18 protein-coding genes are annotated in these 17,325 nt (G+C 66.2%); 13 read left to right on the top strand and 5 right to left on the bottom strand.

The genetic code is table 11. The annotated features are described in order from the left end of the window. The first annotated feature begins 6 nt into the window (after positions 1–6). The 10 genes from LZ005_RS01255 to LZ005_RS01210 all read left to right on the top strand — a co-directional run bounded on the left by LZ005_RS01255 (position 7) and on the right by LZ005_RS01210 (position 10,611). Positions 7–375 carry a response regulator gene (locus LZ005_RS01255; protein WP_237803686.1) on the top strand — a complete coding sequence of 123 codons (369 nt, stop codon included), beginning with the start codon at positions 7–9 and terminating at the stop codon, positions 373–375. Further along, positions 372–656 (top strand): lipid asymmetry maintenance protein MlaB, encoded by a 285-nt coding sequence (locus tag LZ005_RS01250; protein WP_237803678.1) that lies wholly within the window; start codon positions 372–374, stop codon positions 654–656. Before LZ005_RS01255 ends, LZ005_RS01250 begins: the two co-directional genes overlap by 4 nt. Further along, a complete protein-coding gene (locus LZ005_RS01245) occupies positions 650–2,551 on the top strand; it encodes a chemotaxis protein CheA (protein ID WP_237803671.1) in 1,902 nt (633 codons plus the stop codon). Before LZ005_RS01250 ends, LZ005_RS01245 begins: the two co-directional genes overlap by 7 nt. A gap of 25 nt (positions 2,552–2,576) precedes the next feature. Beyond that, the gene (locus LZ005_RS01240; RefSeq protein WP_237803669.1) at positions 2,577–4,229 is read left to right on the top strand and encodes a methyl-accepting chemotaxis protein; all 1,653 of its coding nucleotides are present in this window, start codon (positions 2,577–2,579) and stop codon (positions 4,227–4,229) included. A gap of 11 nt (positions 4,230–4,240) precedes the next feature. After that, the gene (locus LZ005_RS01235; RefSeq protein ID WP_237803668.1) at positions 4,241–4,720 is read left to right on the top strand and encodes a chemotaxis protein CheW; all 480 of its coding nucleotides are present in this window, start codon (positions 4,241–4,243) and stop codon (positions 4,718–4,720) included. 3 nt (positions 4,721–4,723) lie between these two features. Beyond that, positions 4,724–5,533: a protein-glutamate O-methyltransferase CheR gene (locus tag LZ005_RS01230; RefSeq protein ID WP_237803667.1), complete on the top strand. Its 810-nt coding sequence runs from the start codon at positions 4,724–4,726 to the stop codon at positions 5,531–5,533. Continuing rightward, complete coding sequence (locus LZ005_RS01225) at positions 5,530–6,030, top strand: chemotaxis protein CheD (protein ID WP_237803666.1); 501 nt, start codon at positions 5,530–5,532, stop codon at positions 6,028–6,030. The genes LZ005_RS01230 and LZ005_RS01225 overlap by 4 nt, the downstream gene beginning before the upstream one ends. Further along, positions 6,027–7,037 (top strand): chemotaxis response regulator protein-glutamate methylesterase, encoded by a 1,011-nt coding sequence (locus LZ005_RS01220; RefSeq protein WP_237803665.1) that lies wholly within the window; start codon positions 6,027–6,029, stop codon positions 7,035–7,037. The genes LZ005_RS01225 and LZ005_RS01220 overlap by 4 nt, the downstream gene beginning before the upstream one ends. An 83-nt stretch (positions 7,038–7,120) precedes the next feature. Further along, complete coding sequence (mutS, locus tag LZ005_RS01215; protein WP_237803664.1) at positions 7,121–9,757, top strand: DNA mismatch repair protein MutS; 2,637 nt, start codon at positions 7,121–7,123, stop codon at positions 9,755–9,757. After that, positions 9,757–10,611, top strand: a complete 855-nt coding sequence (locus tag LZ005_RS01210) for a hypothetical protein (protein ID WP_237803663.1) — start codon at positions 9,757–9,759, stop codon at positions 10,609–10,611. Before mutS ends, LZ005_RS01210 begins: the two co-directional genes overlap by 1 nt. 3 nt (positions 10,612–10,614) lie before the next feature. On the opposite strand, the gene LZ005_RS01205 is transcribed toward LZ005_RS01210, so the two are convergent. Next, positions 10,615–11,157, bottom strand: coding sequence for a peptidylprolyl isomerase (locus LZ005_RS01205; protein ID WP_237803662.1), 543 nt, complete (start codon positions 11,155–11,157; stop codon positions 10,615–10,617). Between the two features lie 62 nt (positions 11,158–11,219). On the opposite strand from LZ005_RS01205, the gene LZ005_RS01200 reads away from it, so the two are divergent. The 3 genes from LZ005_RS01200 to LZ005_RS01190 all read left to right on the top strand — a co-directional run bounded on the left by LZ005_RS01200 (position 11,220) and on the right by LZ005_RS01190 (position 13,298). Continuing rightward, positions 11,220–12,341, top strand: coding sequence for a cupin domain-containing protein (locus LZ005_RS01200; RefSeq protein ID WP_237803661.1), 1,122 nt, complete (start codon positions 11,220–11,222; stop codon positions 12,339–12,341). Between the two features lie 12 nt (positions 12,342–12,353). Next, entirely contained in the window at positions 12,354–12,839 is a 486-nt protein-coding gene (locus LZ005_RS01195; protein ID WP_237803660.1) for a hypothetical protein, read from the top strand. A gap of 216 nt (positions 12,840–13,055) precedes the next feature. Continuing rightward, positions 13,056–13,298 (top strand): hypothetical protein, encoded by a 243-nt coding sequence (locus LZ005_RS01190; RefSeq protein ID WP_237803659.1) that lies wholly within the window; start codon positions 13,056–13,058, stop codon positions 13,296–13,298. A gap of 163 nt (positions 13,299–13,461) precedes the next feature. Here the strand turns inward: LZ005_RS01190 and bamC are convergent, their stop codons facing one another. From bamC to LZ005_RS01170, 4 genes are all read right to left on the bottom strand, one after another. Next, the gene (bamC, locus tag LZ005_RS01185) at positions 13,462–14,598 is read right to left on the bottom strand and encodes an outer membrane protein assembly factor BamC (RefSeq protein ID WP_237803658.1); all 1,137 of its coding nucleotides are present in this window, start codon (positions 14,596–14,598) and stop codon (positions 13,462–13,464) included. Between the two features lie 21 nt (positions 14,599–14,619). Beyond that, a complete protein-coding gene (gene dapA / locus LZ005_RS01180) occupies positions 14,620–15,495 on the bottom strand; it encodes a 4-hydroxy-tetrahydrodipicolinate synthase (protein WP_237803657.1) in 876 nt (291 codons plus the stop codon). Positions 15,496–15,580: 85 nt separating this feature from the next. Further along, on the bottom strand, positions 15,581–16,123 hold the full coding sequence (locus LZ005_RS01175) for a bifunctional 2-polyprenyl-6-hydroxyphenol methylase/3-demethylubiquinol 3-O-methyltransferase UbiG (protein WP_237803656.1): 543 nt from the start codon (positions 16,121–16,123) through the stop codon (positions 15,581–15,583). Further along, complete coding sequence (locus LZ005_RS01170) at positions 16,123–17,325, bottom strand: tryptophan--tRNA ligase (protein ID WP_237803655.1); 1,203 nt, start codon at positions 17,323–17,325, stop codon at positions 16,123–16,125. Before LZ005_RS01170 ends, LZ005_RS01175 begins: the two co-directional genes overlap by 1 nt.

Below are 17,325 nucleotides of genomic sequence, written 5' to 3'. Positions count from 1 at the left end.
AACATCATGAGCAAAACCATCCTGATCGTGGACGACTCGGCTTCGGTACGCCAGGTCGTCGGAATCACTCTGCGCGGTGCCGGCTACCAGGTGCTCGAGGGCTGCGATGGCGAGGACGCCCTGCGCCACCTCGACGGACCGAAGATCCACATGATCATCAGCGACGTCAACATGCCGCGCATGGACGGCATCGCCTTCCTGAAGCGGGTCAAGACCCATCCGCAGGCGCGCTTCACGCCGGTGCTGATGCTGACCACCGAGTCGGCCGAGGAAAAGAAGCGCGAAGGCCAGGCGGCCGGCGCGCGCGCCTGGCTGACCAAGCCGTTCAAGCCGGAAGTGCTGCTGTCGGCCGTGCAGAAGCTGGTGCTGCCATGAAGACCAGTGTGCTCAAGGTCGAACAGGACCTGACCATTTACCACGCGGCCGACCTGCTGCCGCTGCTCGACGCCGCCATCGTGGCCGGCACCGAACTGACGCTCGATCTGGGCGGCGTGGCCGACATCGACTGCGCCGGCATCCAGCTGCTGCTGTCGAGCCAGCGCAGCGCCAGCGCGCGCGGCGCCGGCCTGCGCATCATCGGCCTGCAGCAGGCGCTGCGCGACAGCGTCGCCCTGCTCGGCCTGACCCGCCAACTGGAAGGAGCCGTGCCATGCTGACCGACGAGGTATTGCCGACCTTCCTGGCCGAGAGCCGCGAACTGCTGGAGGAGATGGAGAGCGCGTTGCTGGCCATCTCGGCCCAGGGCCCGGACAAGGAGCGCATCGACGCCGTGTTCCGCGCCGCCCATACGATCAAGGGCTCGGCCGGTCTGTTTGGCATCGACGCCATCGTCGAATTCACCCACGTGGCCGAAAGTGTGCTGGACCGCGTGCGCGCCGGCCAGATCGGCATCGAAGACCATCTGTGCACGCTGCTGCTCGGCTGCCGCGACCACATCGGCGCCATGCTCGACATGATCGGCCCGGACGGCAGCTGCAGCGCCGACCGCGCCGCCAGCGCCGAGCTGCTGGCGCGCCTGGGCAGCTATCTGCAGACCGACGGCAGCAGCCCGGCGCCGGCGCCGGCCGCCCTGCCCGCAAGCGCCGGCCGGCGCAGCTGGCGCCTGCAACTGGTGTTTGGCAGCGAGGTGCTGCGCCTGGGGATGGACCCGCTGTCCTTCCTGCGCTACCTGGGCACGCTGGCCAGCATCAGCAAGGTGGAGGCCGACTTCTCGCGCCTGCCCACGCTCGACCAGCTCGACCCCGAGGCCTGCTACTGCGCCTGCACACTCGCTTTCGAGAGCAGCGCCAGCGCCGCCGAGATCGAGTCGGTGTTCGAATTCGTGCGCCAGGACTGCACGCTGACGCTGGAGGCCATCGAGCCCGAAGTGGTGGCCGAAACGCGCCGCACGCCGGGCGTGGAAACCCAGTCGATCCGGGTCGACGCCGACAAGCTCGATCGTCTGATCGATCTGGTGGGCGAGCTGATTATCGCCAGCGCGGCCAGCAACCAGGTGGCGCGGCGCGCCCAGCACACCGGCTTTTTGGAGTGCAGCGCCGCTGTCGCCAGCCTGGTCGAGGACGTGCGCAACAGCGCCCTGGCTCTGCGCATGGTGCGCATCGGCGCCACCTTCAACCGCTTCCAGCGCGTCGTGCATGACGTGGCCGCGGAACTGGGCAAGGAGATCGATCTGGCCATCAGCGGCGAAGACACGGAGCTGGACAAGACCCTGGTCGAACGCGTGACCGATCCGCTCACCCACCTGGTGCGCAATGCGATCGACCACGGCATCGAAACGGCGGCCGAACGCGCCGCCAGCGGCAAGCCGGCGCGCGGGCGCATCGGCCTGCACGCCTACCACGATGCCGGCACCATCGTGGTCGAAGTCTCGGACGATGGCGGCGGCCTGCGCCGCGAGCGCATCCTGGCCAAGGCCATTGAACGCGGCATCGTCGATCCGGCGCGTACGCTGCGCGAAGACGAGATCGACCAGCTGATTTTCGAGCCCGGCTTCTCGACCGCCGACGCCATCACCAATCTGTCCGGCCGCGGGGTCGGCATGGACGTCGTCAAGCGCAATATCACCGACCTGCGTGGCAGCGTGCATCTGGCCAGCCATCCGGGCCAGGGCACCGTGGTCACCGTGCGCCTGCCGCTGACGCTGGCCATCATCGACGGCTTCCAGGTCAGTGTCGGCCGCACCGTGTTCGTCACCCCGCTCGACATGGTGGAGGAGTGCGTGCAGTACACGGCCGAAAACGGCCACGACTTCGCCAATCTGCGCGGCCAGGTGCTGCCGCTGATCGACCTGCGCACGGCCTTTGGCGTGCAGGGCCCGCGCGGCGCGCGCCAGAGCATCGTGGTGGTGCGCTACGCCGGCCAGCGCGCCGGGCTGGTGGTCGACGGCCTGCTGGGCGAGGCCCAGACCGTGATCAAACCGCTCGGCAAACTGTTTCAACACCTGGAGTGCATCACCGGCTCCAGCATTCTGGGTAACGGCGACGTCGCCCTCATTCTCGATATCCCGGCCCTGATCCGTCAGGCACATGGCCGCCTGGCGCAAGCCGCTTGAACATCATTCCAACAAGGAGAACACCATGAAATTCGGTAACCTCAAGATCGGCATGCGCCTGGCCATCGGCTTCGGCTCCCTGATCGTCCTGCTCGCCGCAGGCATGGCCCTGGCGCTGCTGCGCATGGGGCATATCCAGGCCAACCTGGAAGAAATCGTCAACGTCAACAACGTCGCCCAGGCGCACGCGATGAATATGCGCGGCACCATCAACGACCGCATGATCGCCGTGCGTAACATCGCCCTGCTGACCGAAACCAGCGAAATGGAGCCCGAAGTCGAGCGCATGAAGCGCAACCAGACGCGCTATGCCGAGGAAGAGGACAAGCTGCTCAAGATGTTCGCCGTGCGCAGCAATGTCAGCTCCGATGAAAAAGCGCTGCTGGCCACCATCAAGGATTCGGACACGGTGATTCAGCCGCTGCTGACCAAGGCCATGAACCTGGGCCTGTCCAACAAAAACGAGGAAGCCACGCGCGTGCTGCTGAAGGAAGTGCGTCCGGTGCAGTTCAAATGGACCACCGCCCTGAACACGCTGGTGGAGCTGCAGGAGCAGCAGGCCGCGCGCGCCATGACCGACGCCCGCACCGCCTATGACGCCGCACGCAATCAGCTGGTCGGCCTGAGCATCGCCGCCGTGATCCTCGGCGTGCTGTTCGCCTGGCTGATCACGCGTTCGATCGTGCGTCCGATTATCGCCGCTGTCAGCATCGCCGAAGCCGTCGCCGGCGGCGATCTGACGCGCACCATCAGCGCCGAGACGCGCGACGAAACCGGCCAGCTGCTGCAGGCCCTGTCCGAGATGAACACCTCGCTGGTGCGCATCGTCGGCGAAGCCAATAGCGCCGCCGAAGCCGTGGCCAGCGCCTCGGAAGAAGTCAGCGCCACCGCCCAGTCGCTGTCGCAGTCGGCCAGCGAGCAGGCCGCCGGCGTCGAGCAGACCAGCGCCTCGATCGAGCAGATGACCGCCTCGATCGCCCAGAACACGGAAAACGCCAAAGTCACCGACGGCATGGCCTCGAAGTCTGCCTCGGGCGCCGAAGAAGGCGGCGCCGCCGTCAAGGCCACGGTCGAAGCGATGAACCAGATCGCCCGCAAGATCGGCATCATCGACGATATCGCCTACCAGACCAATCTGCTGGCCCTGAACGCCGCCATCGAAGCAGCGCGCGCCGGCGAACATGGCAAGGGCTTCGCCGTGGTGGCGGCCGAAGTGCGCAAGCTGGCCGAACGCAGCCAGGTGGCCGCGCAGGAGATCAGCGAAGTGGCCGCCAACAGCGTGCAGCTGGCCGAACGCGCCGGCAGCCTGCTCGACGAGATGGTCCCGAACATCAAGAAGACCTCGGACCTGGTGCAGGAAATCACGGCCGCCTCGGAAGAACAGTCGTCCGGCGTCGGCCAGATCAATGCGGCCGTCGGCCAGCTCTCCAGCACCACCCAGCAGAATGCCTCCAGCTCAGAGGAACTGGCGGCGACGGCCGAAGAACTGTCCGGCCAGGCCGAACAGCTGCAGCAGACCATGGCCTTCTTCCGCCTGTCCGCCAGCAGCGCCGCCGTGGCCGTGCGTCCGAACGCGCCGCGCAAGGCCAGCCAGAGCACGCGCAGCAGCGTGCCGCGCATGACGCCGAACCTGGCCATGGCCAGCGCCATCGACGAAGCCAATTTCACCAAGTTCTGAGCGAGGCAGCGATGGACGCCCCTTCCCAGTACCTGACCTTCACGCTCGGTGGCGAGACTTTCGCCATCGGTATCCTGGCGGTCAAGGAAATCATCGGCTATACCCAGCTGACCGACGTCCCCATGATGTCGGACTGTATCCGCGGCGTGATCAATCTGCGCGGCGCGGTCGTCACCGTGATGGACCTGGCCGTGCGCTTCGGCCGCACGCCCGCCCCGGTGGGCAAACGCACCTGCATCGTCATCGTTGAAGTGGAAGACGCCGATGGCGAGCGCCAGGTGATCGGCGTGGTGGTCGACGCGGTCAACGCCGTGCTCGACATCGCAGCCGAAGACATCGAGCCGCCGCCGGCCTTTGGCGCCCGCATCCAGAAGGATCTGATCGCGGGCATGGGCAAGATCAACGGCAAATTCGTGATCCTGCTGGCGATGGACAAGGTGGTGGCCGGGATCGAGACCGCCGCTGTCGGCGACGCGGAACTGGTGGAGTAAGCGATGCTGCGCCCCCTGTCCTTTGAGGAGTTCAGCCGCTTCCAGCGCTTCATTTTCGACGCCGCTGGCATCACCCTGTCCGGGGCCAAGCAGGCCCTGGTCAGCGGGCGCCTGGCGCGCCGCCTGGACCACCATGGCCTGGCCAGCTTCAGCGACTATCTGCGCCTGCTGGAGCACGAAGGACAGGACGCCGAGCGCCAGATGGCGATCGACCTGCTGACCACCAACGAAACCTACTTCTTCCGCGAGCCGCGCCACTTCGAAACCCTGCGCGTGCGCGCCGCCGCCAGCCGCGCCAGCGGCCGTCCGTTCCGGGTCTGGAGCGCGGCCAGTTCGAGCGGCGAGGAAGCCTACAGCATCGCCATGGTGCTGGCCGATAGCCTCGGGCGCGACGGCAGCTGGGAAGTGTTCGGCTCCGACATCAGCCAGCGCGTGCTGGACGCGGCCTGCCGCGGCCACTACCCGCTCGAACGCGCGCGCCACGTGCCGCCCGACTTTCTGCGCCGCTTCTGCCGCAAGGGCCAGGGCCCACAGGAAGGCACGCTGCTGGTCGAGCGCGAGCTGCGCGACAAGGTGCGCTTCGCCCAGGTCAATCTGAATCAGGATCTGCCCGAAGTCGGCAAATTCGATGTGATCTTCCTGCGCAATGTGATGATCTACTTCGACGGCGCCACCAAGCAGGCCCTGATCGAACGGATCAGCCACAAGCTGCAGCCGGGCGGCCTGCTCCTGATCGGTCACGCCGAATCCTTGAGCGCACCGTGCGCCCAGCTCGAATGCGTGGCCACCTCCACCTACCGGAGAGTGCAGTGACGGCGGTCAGCCACGAGATTTTTCTGCATCCCGGCGAGTTCTTCGTCGGCGATCAGCGCCACCGCGTGCGCACGGTGCTTGGTTCCTGCGTGTCGATCACGCTGTGGCACCGTAAGCTGCGGGTGGGCGCGATGTCGCATTTCGTGCTGCCGGCGCCGCCTGCGCAGCACGGCAATACCCTCGATGCACGCTATGGCAGCCACGCGCTGGCCCTGATGCTGGGCGAGCTGGCGCGCCTGGGGGTGCGTGGCGACCAGTGCGAAGCCAAGGTGTTTGGCGGCGCCGCCATGTTCGCCGTGGCGCCCGGCACCAGCCAGGTCGGCACCCGCAACGGCGACAGCGCCCGCAATATGCTCGATGGCCTCGGCATTCCGATCACCTCCGAGCATCTGTACGGCGCCGGCCATCGCCAGATCGTTTTTGACATCGCCAGCGGCGATGTGTGGGCGCGCCAGCTGCCGGCCACGCCCTCGACCACGGAGAAGAGCCTCGCATGAACCCGATCAAAGTCCTGCTGGTCGATGATTCGGCCGTGGTGCGCCAGGTCCTCGGCGCTGCCCTGGCCGAAGATCCCCAGGTGCGCGTGCTGGCGGCGGTGGCCAATCCGCTGCTGGCCCTGGAGCCGATGAAAACCTGCTGGCCCGACGTCATCGTGCTCGATATCGAAATGCCGGTGATGGACGGCCTGTCCTTCCTCAAAAAGATCATGGCGGAGCGGCCCACGCCGGTGATCATCTGTTCGACCCTGACCGAGGCCGGCGCCCGCCCCACCCTGGCGGCGCTGGCGGCCGGCGCGGTGGCCGCGATCGCGAAACCGAAATCGAATCTGCGGGAGCTTCTCCATGACACCAAGACTGAACTACTGCACGCCATACGCCTGGCGGCCGCAAGCCGCCCGCGTGTGGCGCCTGTCGCCCGGCATCCGCTGGAGACAGCCGCCCCAGGCCAGCGTCTGGTGGCGATCGGGGCCTCGACTGGCGGTACCCAGGCACTGGAGTCGGTGCTTGCGGCGCTTCCGGCGAACGCCCCCGGCACCGTGATCGTCCAGCACATGCCGGAGAAATTCACGGCCGCCTTTGCCGAACGCCTGGACAGCATCTGCGCCGTGCACGTGCGCGAAGCCGGCGCGCGCCAGCTGGTGCGGCGCGGCGAGGTGCTGATCGCGCCCGGCGGCCGCCATCTGCAGATCAAACGTATCGGCAATAACTTCTGGGCCGAGACGCTCGATGGCCCGCTGGTCAGCCGCCACAAGCCCTCGGTCGATGTGCTGTTCCGCTCCGTAGCCCAGGCGGCCGGGGCGCGCGCGCGCGGCATCATCCTGACCGGCATGGGCGACGACGGCGCCGCCGGGCTGCTGGCCATGCGCGAGGCCGGGGCCGACACCATCGCCCAGGACGAGGCCTCGTGCGTCGTGTACGGCATGCCCAAGGAGGCCGTGAAAAAGGGCGCGGTGGCGCGCACCCTGGCCCTGGGGCAGATCGCCGCCGCCATCTGCGCCGCTTAGGGGGCCGGCAAAGCTCGTGATCGGGCGCGCGACACAGTAAAATACGGCATCGATTCCCGGCCACGCGCCCTGCCAGCATAACGATGACCTCTGCCACGCCCGCCACCAACAGCTTTTCGCACCAAGACATCAGCAAAGCCTCGCCCGGCATGCAGCAATACCTGCGCATCAAACACGAGTATCCGTCGATGCTCGTGTTCTACCGCATGGGCGACTTTTACGAGCTGTTTTACGAGGACGCCGAAAAGGCCGCGCGCCTGCTCGGCATCACGCTGACGGCACGCGGCCAGTCGGGCGGCCAGCCGATTCCGATGGCCGGCGTGCCCTTCCACGCGCTGGACGGCTACCTGGCCAAGCTGGTCAAGCAGGGCGAATCCTGCGCCATCTGCGAGCAGATCGGCGACCCGGCCACCAGCAAGGGGCCGGTCGAACGCAAGGTGGTGCGCGTCGTCACGCCAGGCACCCTGACCGACTCCGACCTGCTGCCCGAGAAATCGGAGCGTCCGCTGCTGGCCCTGCACATCGTGGTGCAGCGCAAAGTCGTCACCACCGGCCTGGCCTGGCTGTCGCTGGCCAGCGGCGCGCTGCGCCTGATGGAATTCGCCGGCGACGCCCAGAGCGCCGCCACGCGCCTGCGCCAGGAGCTGGAACGCATCGCCCCGGCCGAAATCCTGCGCGGAGACAGCGCCGACCTGTTCACCGAAGCCGATAACGCCCACACCAACCGCGTGCCGGACTGGCATTTCGACCAGGAGCATGGCTATCAGAGCCTGCTCCAGCAGCTGGGCGTGTCCAACCTCGACGCCTTCGAGGCCGAGGGCTATGGCCCGGCGTTTGGCGCGGCCGGCGCCCTGCTCAAATACGCGCAGGCGACCCAGGGGCGCGGCCTGCAGCATGTGCGCACCCTGAATACTGAGTCGGAGAGCGAGTTCATTGGCCTGGATGCGGCCACGCGCCGCAATCTGGAGCTGACCGAGACCATCCGCGGGCTCGAGTCGCCGACCCTGTTCTCGCTGCTCGACCACTGCAAGACGGCGATGGGCTCGCGCCTGCTGCGCCACTGGCTGCACCATGCGCGCCGCGACCAGAACGTGGCGCGCAGCCGGCATGCGGCGATCGGCGTGCTGGCGCGCCAGGATGCCGCCGGCATGCTGCAGCAGGTGCTCAAGCAGGTGCCCGATATCGAACGCATCACCACCCGCGTGGCCCTGCTGACGGCGCGCCCGCGCGACCTGGCCAGCCTGCGCGACGGCCTGCAGCAGCTGCCGCAGCTCCAGCATGTGCTGGCGCCCTGCCTGCAGGCGGGCGCTCTGCTGCTCGACCAGATCCACACGGCCCTGGCCACACCCGAGGCCTGCCTCGACCTGCTGCAGCGGGCCGTGGCGCCGGAGCCGGCCAATATGGTGCGCGATGGCGGTGTGATCGCGCGCGGCTTCGACGCCGAACTCGATGAACTGCGCGGCCTGTCGGAAAACGCCGGCCAGTTCCTGGTGGAGCTGGAAGCGCGCGAGCGCGAACGCACGGGCATCCCGAATCTGCGCGTCGAGTACAACAAGGTGCACGGCTTTTATATCGAGGTCACCAACGGCCAGGCCGACAAGGTGCCGGAAGACTACCGCCGCCGCCAGACCCTGAAGAACTGCGAGCGCTACATCACGCCGGAACTCAAGGCCTTCGAGGACAAGGCCCTGTCGGCCCAGGACCGCGCGCTGGCGCGCGAGAAGCTGCTGTACGAGCAGCTGCTGGCCGACCTCGCCCCGTCGATCGGCGCGCTGCAGGCGATCGCGCGCGCGCTGGCCCAGATCGACACCCTGGCCGCCCTCACCCACCACGCCGTGCGCGCCAACTGGTGCGCGCCGCAGCTGGTGAACGAGCCCTGCCTCGATATCCGCGAAGGCCGCCATCCGGTGGTGGAAAACCAGATCGAACGCTTCATCGCCAACGACTGCCAGCTGGGCGAAGAGCACCGCATGCTGCTGATTACCGGTCCGAATATGGGCGGTAAATCGACCTTCATGCGCCAGGTGGCCCTGATTACGCTGCTGGCCTATATCGGCTCCTACGTGCCGGCGGCCAGCGCCAGTATCGGTCCGATCGACCGCATCTTCACCCGCATCGGCGCCAGCGACGACCTGGCCGGCGGGCGCTCGACCTTCATGGTGGAGATGACCGAGTCGGCCGCCATCCTGAATGGCGCGACCGAACATTCGCTGGTGCTGATGGACGAAGTCGGGCGCGGCACCTCCACCTTCGATGGCCTGGCCCTGGCCTGGGCGATCGCGCGCCACCTGATCGAGACCAGCCGCAGCTTCACCCTGTTCGCAACCCACTACTTCGAACTGACTCAGCTGCCCGAAATGCATGCGAGTGCGGCCAATGTGCACCTGTCGGCGGTCGAACACAAGGACAGCATCGTGTTCCTGCATGCGGTGCAGGAGGGGCCGGCCTCGCAGAGCTATGGCCTGCAGGTGGCCCAGCTGGCGGGCGTGCCGCAAAGCGTGATCAAGTCGGCGCGCAAGCATCTGGCGCGGCTGGAATCCCAGGCGCTGGACGCCACGCCGCAGCTCGACCTGTTCAACGCCGGCGCGCCGCAGGCCGACAGCGCGCCCGCGGCGGACGCCGACGAGGCCCTGCGCAACGCCCTGGCCGAGATCGACCCGGACGCGCTGAGCCCGCGCGAAGCCCTCGAACAGCTGTACGCGCTCAAGCGCCTGCTGTGATGCTGCGCCGCGCCGCCTTCGCCCTGCTGCTGAGCGCCTGCACGGCGGTGCTGGCGGCGCCGCGTGCCTATCAGTTCGCCGCCATCGGCCATCTGCAGGGCTCGGAGACGCGCCTGCGCCACAGCCTGGCCCAGGCCGGCGAGGCGCCCAACGCCTTCATCGTCGCCACCGGCATCAAGGGCCAGTCTGAGCCCTGCGCCGACAGCATCTACCAGCAGCGGCGCGCCATGTTCGACGAGGCCCTGCGCCCGACCATCGTGGTGCCGGCCGCCAGCGACTGGAGCGATTGCCGCAATTCGGCCGGCCGCTCGAATGCGGTCGAACGCCTGAACCGCCTGCGCGAGCTGTTCTATCCGGATATGCAGAGCCTGGGCAGCCAGAAGCTGAAGCTGGGCCGCCTTTCGCTCAACAGCAAGTTTCGCAGCTATGCCGAGTATGCCGAATGGGAAATGGGCGGCGTGCTGTATGCCACCTTGAACCTGCCGTCGGACAACAACCACTTCCGCCGCGAGGCCGGGCGCAATAGCGAATTCGAAGACCGGCTGGTGGCCAACCGCAACTGGCTGCTGCGCCTGTTCCGCGTGGCCAAGAGCAAGAAGCTGGAGGCGATCGTGCTGTTCGCCGAGGCCGATCTGTCGGACGCGAACAAGCAGGAGGGATTTGCCGAGGTGAAGAAGCAGCTGCGCAGTCTGGTGAAGACCTATCCGGGCAAGCTGCTGCTGGTGGATGCGGCGCCGCCTGCGGACAGCGCCATCGTCTGGCAGGACAAGATCGGCCATCTGAGCCTGGGCGCGACGGCCGTGACGGTCAAGGTCACGCCCGGTACGCCCCAGCTCTTCAGCCTGGAGCCCTAGGGCTCAGTGCAGCGGGTAGGTGCGGAACTCGTCGCCGTCCTCGCCCTCGGCTTCCTGGTGGTGGTGATGGCCATGCGGGCCATGCACGTGCTCGTGGGCGATTTCTTCCTCGGTGGCTTCACGCACATCCTTGACTTCGAGTTCGAAGCGCAGGGCCATGCCGGCCAGCGGGTGGTTGCCGTCGAGGACAACCTTGTCGTCGGCGATGTCGGTGACGGTGAAGATCATGGCCACTTCGTCCGGGTCGCTGCCGTCCGGCGTGCCTTCGAACTGCATGCCGATTTCGAGCGGCTCCGGCAGGCGCTTGCGCTCTTCGATCTTGACCAGCTCGGGATCGTAATCGCCGAAGGCATCGTCGGGTTCGATCTGGATGGTGGTGGCAAAACCGACTTCCTTGCCGTCGAGCGCTTCCTCGATTTTCGGGAAGGTGTTCTCGTAGCCGCCATGCAGATAGACCATCGGGTCGCGACCGTCTTCGATCAGATTATTCTGTGCGTCCGACAGCTTGTACTTCACCGTCACGACCGTATTCTTGGCGATTTTCATGGGACTTCCTTTCGTTCAGTAATCAGCGCGATTATACGCCCTGCCCATGGTTATAATGGCGCATGACAAAAATGACCCTGCTCGGCGGCCTCACGCCCGCACAGTTTCTGCGTGACTACTGGCACAAAAAGCCGCTTCTGATCCGCCAGGCCATCCCCGGCTTCAAGCCCCTGCTGTCGCTCGAGGAACTGGCCGCGCTGGCGCGCGACAACCACGTCGAATCGCGCCTGATCTGCCACTTTGACCAGCAATGGTCGATGGAACACGGGCCGCTCGACACCCTGCCGGCGCGCGACAAGGACCAGTGGACCATGCTCGTGCAGGGCGTCAACCTGCACCATGCGGGCGCCGAGGCCCTGATGCGCGCCTTCCGCTTTGCGCCCGACGCCCGCCTCGATGATCTGATGATTTCGTATGCCACCAACGGCGGCGGTGTCGGCCCCCATTTCGATTCCTACGATGTGTTCCTACTGCAGGCCCACGGCAAGCGGCGCTGGCGCATCGGCGCGCAAAAGAACCTGGACCTGATCGACGGCCTGCCGCTGAAAATCCTCAAGCATTTCACGCCGGACCAGGAGTTTGTGCTGGAGCCGGGCGACATGCTGTATCTGCCCCCGCACTACGCCCACGATGGCGTGGCCGAGGGTGAATGTATGACCTACTCGGTCGGATTTCGTTCCCCGTCTTACCAGGAACTGGCCGAAGGCTTCCTGCAGTTCATGGCCGACTCGGTCGACCTGCCGGGCCGCTACGACGATCCGGACCTGAGCCCGAGCAAGCACCCGGCCGAGCTGCCGCGCGCCATGCTCGATACGGTCGAGGCGCAGCTGCGCAAGATCACCTTCACGCGCGACGACATCACGATCTTCCTCGGCGAATACCTGTCCGAACCGAAATTCAATGTCGTGTTCCAGGGACCGGATAAGCCCCTGACCCTGGGCCGCTTCCTGCAAACGGCCGGCAAGCGCGGGCTAAAGCTCTCGCGCAAGACGCAAATGCTGTATCGCGGCAAACACGTGTTTATCAATGGTGAATCTTTCGCTGTTGACAAGGCCGACAAGGCGGTCCTGGCCATCCTGGCCGATGCGCGCGGCCTGAGCGGGGCCGAGCTGGCCGCCGCCTCGGACGACGTGATCGAAGCCCTGTTCACCTGGTACACCGACGGCTGGCTCGAGCTGGCCTGAAGCGGAGGTCGTATGGAAGCGCAAGCACCGCAAGTCGAACACATCGCCACCCATGCCGAGTTCGAGGCCCAGCTGCTGGCCCTGATCGGGCGCAGCCAGCACGAACTGCAGGCATTCGACCCCGATTTTGCCGTCTTCCAGCTGGGCCGCAGCGATGTCGACGCCGCCCTGCGCACGTTTCTGGCCGGCGGCGGGCGGCTGTCCCTGGCCATGCACGATCCGGCCCAGATTCTCGCCCATCAGCCGCGTTTTCTGCGCCTGATCAAGGATTATGCGCACCGGGTCGACTGCCGCCAGACGCCCGCTACCCTGCACCACCTGACCGATTCCTTCCTCATCGGCGACGGTCAGCATGTGCTGCGGCGCTACCATTGCGCGCAGATGCGCGGCGAAGCCAGCTTTGCGGACATCCAGGCAACCGAAACGCCGGCCGAACGCTTTGCCGAAATTTGGGCCGAATCCACCCCGGCTTTACACGCCACGACGCTCGGTTTGTAATGACAAATCCCCTATGAAAGCGGCGACAATTGTTGTGTGAACACAAAATTGTTCCATTAAGCCGGTTTTGTGCTATTGTGGCGCTGCAAAATTCGCTATAATGCCGGGTTAGGAAGTTTCCGTTTCGCACGAAGACGCCCTAAAAGAGCGATAATTACCGGTAATTATTCATCGCAACAGTTTGTTGTTTATTTTTGAAACAATTAAGGAAAACCAATGAAAAAATCTCTGCTGATCGTCTCCCTGTTGGCTGTTGCTCTGGCTGCTTGCGGCAAGAAAGAAGAAGCTGCTGCTCCGGCACCGGCTCCGGCTCCCGCTGCTTCGGCTCCGGCCGCTGACGCTGCTGCTGCTCCGGCCGCTTCGGCTGCTGCTGCTCCGGCCGCTTCGGACGCTGCTGCTGCCGCCCCGGCCGCTTCGGCTGCCCCGGCTGCTTCGGCTGCCTCGGCTGCTTCGAAGTAATCAGCGCGATTCGAAAAAAACCGGCCTGCGGGCCGGTTTTTTTTCGCCCAGAAAAATCGGGGTCTGACCCCGATTTTTCTTTTGGGATAAATGGGGTCTGACCCCGATTTTTCTGGGCGTAAAAAAAGCCCGGCATGGCCGGGCTTCGGGGGACGGGCGGCGCTTACTTCAGCTGCTCGTTCAGGGTGCTGATGATCTTCTTGCCGATCACGCCCTCTTCCGCCTTGCCATCCTTGGTCTGCACACTCACCACGCTGGCGCTGCCGGCGGCATTGGCCTTGACCAGGATGCGGTATTTCTGCGCTTCCTTGTCTTTCTCGGAGCTGAACAGCTTGGCGAAGAAGCCCGGCTCCTTGGCGTCCGGATCGACATAACGCACGAAGTACACGCCTTCGTTGCGGTCGCGGTCTTCCACCGTGAAACCGGCGCGGTCGAGCGCCAGGCCGACGCGGCGCCAGGCGCGGTCGAAACTCTCGGCCAGTTCCACCGTGCTGCCGACCAGCTTGGCCGCTTCCGGCGCCGGCTGGGCCGCGGCCACGGCCGCTTCGGCCGTCTTCTTGTCGGCGCCCGACAGGCGCGCCATCAGCCGCGCCAGGAAGGCGGCCTCGAGGCCGGGATCGTTGGGACGCAGCGTCCATTGGGTCTGGTCATGCTGGCTGCCGACCACGACTTCCTGGGCGCCACGGTGCGAAATATAGATCTCGGTGCTGCCGTCCGGATTGCGCTCGAGACGGGTGCGGAACTTGTCGCGCTCGCCCGAGGAATACAGGCCGTCGAACACCTTGCCCAGCGTCGAACGGATGAAGTCCTGGGGAATCTTGGCGCGGTTCTCGGCCCAGTCGGTTTCCATGGTGCCGGTGGTGGCGTTTTCCTGGATCAGGGTGAAGCCGGCGTCGTTCCAGAATTGCTTGAGCTGCGGCCACAGGGCCTCGGGGCTCTGCTTGACCACCAGCCAGCGCTTGTCGCCGGCGCGCTCGATGCGCATGGCCTCGCTGTTGACCGGGCCGATGCTGCCGCTGGCGGCGGCCGGCGTGGCCACGTTGCCGCGCTGGGTCTGGTAGCCGGAGGCGGTGGCGATGCCCTTGGTGTTGTCGGGGATGGCGTAGCGGCCGTCGTTCTGCAGCTGGGTCAGGTCGGGCGGCACGTCGAGCGGGCTGGCCTTCTTGGCGGCGCGGTAGTCGAGCTTGTCGCCTTCCACCAGGTTGCCGATCGCATTGCAGGCGCCCAGGCTCAGAACCAGGGTGCTCAGGACGAGGCCGCGGCCGGCGGCCTTGGCGTGGGAATGCTTCACGTTAGTCATAGTGTCCTACAGTTGGAGGCTTTACAGGATGCCGGCTTCGCTCAGCGCGCCGCGCACGGTGGCATGGCAGGCGTCGGACAGGGGGGCCAGGGGCAGGCGGATCCCGCCCGGCATCTTGCCCATGGCGGCCAGGGCCCACTTCACGGGCACCGGATTGGGCTCCACGAACAGCTTGGTGTGCAGCGGGAAGACTTTGTTGTTGATGGCGATCGCGCGCTCGCGCTCGCCCGCGAGGGCGGCCGCGCACAGCTCGGCCATGGCACGCGGGGCGACATTCGCCGTCACCGAGATATTGCCGGCGCCGCCCAGCAGCATCAGGGCGATGGCGGTGGCGTCGTCGCCCGAATACACGGCGAAATCGGCCGGCACCATGCGCAAGAGCTCGATGCCGCGCGCGATATTGCCGGTGGCGTCTTTCACGCCGATGATGTTCTTGATGCTGGCCAGGCGGGCGATGGTCTCGTTCGACATATCGGCCACGGTACGGCCCGGCACGTTGTACAGAATCACGGGGATGTCGACCGCTTCGGCAATCGCCTTGAAGTGGCGGTACATGCCTTCCTGGGTCGGACGGTTGTAGTAAGGCACCACCAGCAGGCAGGCGTCGGCGCCGGCGTCTTTGGCGTACTGGGTCAGTTCGATCGCTTCGGTGGTCGAGTTGCCACCCGTGCCAGCGATGATGGGGATGCGGCCGGCGGCCGTCTCGACCGCAAACTTGATCAGGGCGCAGTGTTCTTCGACCGATACGGTGGCCGACTCGCCCGTGGTGCCTACGATGACGATGCCATTCGTGCCTTCTGCGATATGCCACTCGATGAGCTGCTGCAGGCTCGGGTAGTCCAGGCTACCGTCCTCGTGCATCGGCGTGACAATCGCGACTATGCTGCCTTTGATCATGTGAGAAATTCTGTACTGGGATGGGAAAACTTCGATTGTAGCGGATCACCCGCCTCGGTGGTTCATTCTTGAAAAGAAAGGTATTTCAAAACGTTTCCAACTTACCATGCTCGCGCGGGAAGGCCGGACCGAGGGCGCACAGGCGCTGCAGCGCGGCCGGCTGGGCCGTCAGACCGTCCTCGTAGGCCAGCACCTGCAGGCGGTGGCGCGCGGCCAGCGCCAGCAGCTCGCCCGGGGCCAGCAGGAAGGCCGGATTGCTCGGCTTGCCGAAGGCTTCATTGCCCTGCGCGAAGGTCTCGTAGATGAGCACGCCGTCGGGGGCCAGGCTGGCCACCAGGGCGTCCAGCAGCGGCCGGTGCAGGTAATGGGTGACGACGATGCCGGCAAAGCGCCCGGGGCCGAACGGAAAGGCGCGCCCGTCCTCGAGATCGTATTCCATGCAGCTGATGCCGGGCACGCCGACCAGGCTGGCCAGGGCCGCGCTGTCGCGGTCGACGGCCAGCACTGGATAGCCGAGGCCGGCGAAATGGCGCGCATGGCGCCCTGCCCCGCAGGCCAGGTCGAGCACTTCGCCGCCCGGCACCAGCGCGGCGAAACGGCGTACCCAGGGCGAGACCGGCTGGCGCATCAGCTGTAGGACAGGCCCATGGCTTCGCGCACGTCGCGCATGGTTTCCTGGGCCAGCTTGCGCGCGGTGTCGCAGCCGTCGGCCACGATGGCGCGCACCAGCGAGGGATCGTCGAGGTAGCGCTGGGCGCGCTCGTGCATCGGCTCCTGCTCTTTCAGCACGGCGTCGATGACCGGCTGCTTGCACTCGAGGCAGCCGATGCCGGCCGTGGTGCAGCCCTTGACCACCCAGTCCTTGCAGGCCTGGTCGGAATACACCTGGTGCAACTGGAACACCGGGCATTTGTTGGGGTCGCCCACGTCGGTACGGCGCACGCGCGAGGGATCGGTCGGCATCGTGCGGATTTTCTTGGTGACCGTGTCCTTGTCCTCGCGCAGGCCGATCGCATTGCCATAGCTCTTGGACATCTTGCGGCCGTCCAGACCCGGCAGGCGCGAGGCCTCGGTCAGGCGCACCTGGGGCTCGACCAGGATCAGCTTGCGGCTGCCCTCGAGGTAGCCGAACAGGCGCTCGCGGTCGATCATCGACAGCGACTGGGCGTCGTCGAGCATGGCGCGGGCCTGCTCGAGCGCCTCTTCCTTGCCGTCCTGCTGGTAGGCGGTGCGCAGTTCCTGGTAGAGCTTGGCGCGCTTGCCGCCCAGCTTCTTGACGGCTTCCAGGGCCTTCTCTTCGAAGCCCGGCTCTTTGCCGTACAGGTGGTTAAAGCGGCGCGCGATCTCGCGCATCATTTCGATGTGCGGAATCTGGTCCTCGCCCACCGGCACCTGGCTGGCGCGGTAGATCAGCACGTCGGCCGCCTGCAGCAGCGGGTAGCCGAGAAAGCCGTAGGTGGCCAGGTCGCGGTTGGACAGGTTCTCGATCTGGTCCTTGTAGGTCGGCACCCGTTCCAGCCAGCCGAGCGGCGTGGCCATCGACAGCAGCAGGTGCAGCTCGGCGTGTTCCGGCACCTTGGACTGGATGAAAATCGTGGCCTGCGAGGGGTCGATGCCGGCCGCCAGCCAGTCGATCACCATGTCCCAGGTGCTCTTTTCGATGATCGAGGGATCGTCGTAATGGGTCGTCAGCGCATGCCAGTCGGCCACGAAGAACAGGCAGGGCAGCTCGGACTGCATCTTGATCCAGTTTTTCAGGGCGCCGTGGTAGTGGCCAAGGTGCATGGTGCCGGTCGGGCGCATGCCGGAGACAACGCGTTCGGGGTACAT

This window comes from Massilia sp. TS11 (assembly GCF_022012445.1).
Lineage (GTDB): Bacteria > Pseudomonadota > Gammaproteobacteria > Burkholderiales > Burkholderiaceae_D > Telluria.
The sequence above is the reverse complement of the archived record's forward strand: the minus strand, read 5'-3'. Positions and strand labels throughout refer to the sequence as shown.

Bases quoted from the DNA above. Each gene is read 5' to 3' on its own strand.
- LZ005_RS01255 (WP_237803686.1), top strand. From the start codon at position 7: ATGAGCAAAACCATCCTGATCGTGGACGACTCGGCTTCGGTACGCCAG.
- LZ005_RS01250 (WP_237803678.1), top strand. From the start codon at position 372: ATGAAGACCAGTGTGCTCAAGGTCGAACAGGACCTGACCATTTACCAC.
- LZ005_RS01245 (WP_237803671.1), top strand. From the start codon at position 650: ATGCTGACCGACGAGGTATTGCCGACCTTCCTGGCCGAGAGCCGCGAA.
- LZ005_RS01240 (WP_237803669.1), top strand. From the start codon at position 2,577: ATGAAATTCGGTAACCTCAAGATCGGCATGCGCCTGGCCATCGGCTTC.
- LZ005_RS01235 (WP_237803668.1), top strand. From the start codon at position 4,241: ATGGACGCCCCTTCCCAGTACCTGACCTTCACGCTCGGTGGCGAGACT.
- LZ005_RS01230 (WP_237803667.1), top strand. From the start codon at position 4,724: ATGCTGCGCCCCCTGTCCTTTGAGGAGTTCAGCCGCTTCCAGCGCTTC.
- LZ005_RS01220 (WP_237803665.1), top strand. From the start codon at position 6,027: ATGAACCCGATCAAAGTCCTGCTGGTCGATGATTCGGCCGTGGTGCGC.
- mutS (WP_237803664.1), top strand. From the start codon at position 7,121: ATGACCTCTGCCACGCCCGCCACCAACAGCTTTTCGCACCAAGACATC.
- LZ005_RS01210 (WP_237803663.1), top strand. From the start codon at position 9,757: ATGCTGCGCCGCGCCGCCTTCGCCCTGCTGCTGAGCGCCTGCACGGCG.
- LZ005_RS01205 (WP_237803662.1), bottom strand. From the start codon at position 11,157: ATGAAAATCGCCAAGAATACGGTCGTGACGGTGAAGTACAAGCTGTCG.
- LZ005_RS01200 (WP_237803661.1), top strand. From the start codon at position 11,220: ATGACAAAAATGACCCTGCTCGGCGGCCTCACGCCCGCACAGTTTCTG.
- LZ005_RS01195 (WP_237803660.1), top strand. From the start codon at position 12,354: ATGGAAGCGCAAGCACCGCAAGTCGAACACATCGCCACCCATGCCGAG.
- LZ005_RS01190 (WP_237803659.1), top strand. From the start codon at position 13,056: ATGAAAAAATCTCTGCTGATCGTCTCCCTGTTGGCTGTTGCTCTGGCT.
- bamC (WP_237803658.1), bottom strand. From the start codon at position 14,598: ATGACTAACGTGAAGCATTCCCACGCCAAGGCCGCCGGCCGCGGCCTC.
- dapA (WP_237803657.1), bottom strand. From the start codon at position 15,495: ATGATCAAAGGCAGCATAGTCGCGATTGTCACGCCGATGCACGAGGAC.
- LZ005_RS01175 (WP_237803656.1), bottom strand. From the start codon at position 16,123: ATGCGCCAGCCGGTCTCGCCCTGGGTACGCCGTTTCGCCGCGCTGGTG.
- LZ005_RS01170 (WP_237803655.1), bottom strand. From the start codon at position 17,325: ATGTACCCCGAACGCGTTGTCTCCGGCATGCGCCCGACCGGCACCATG.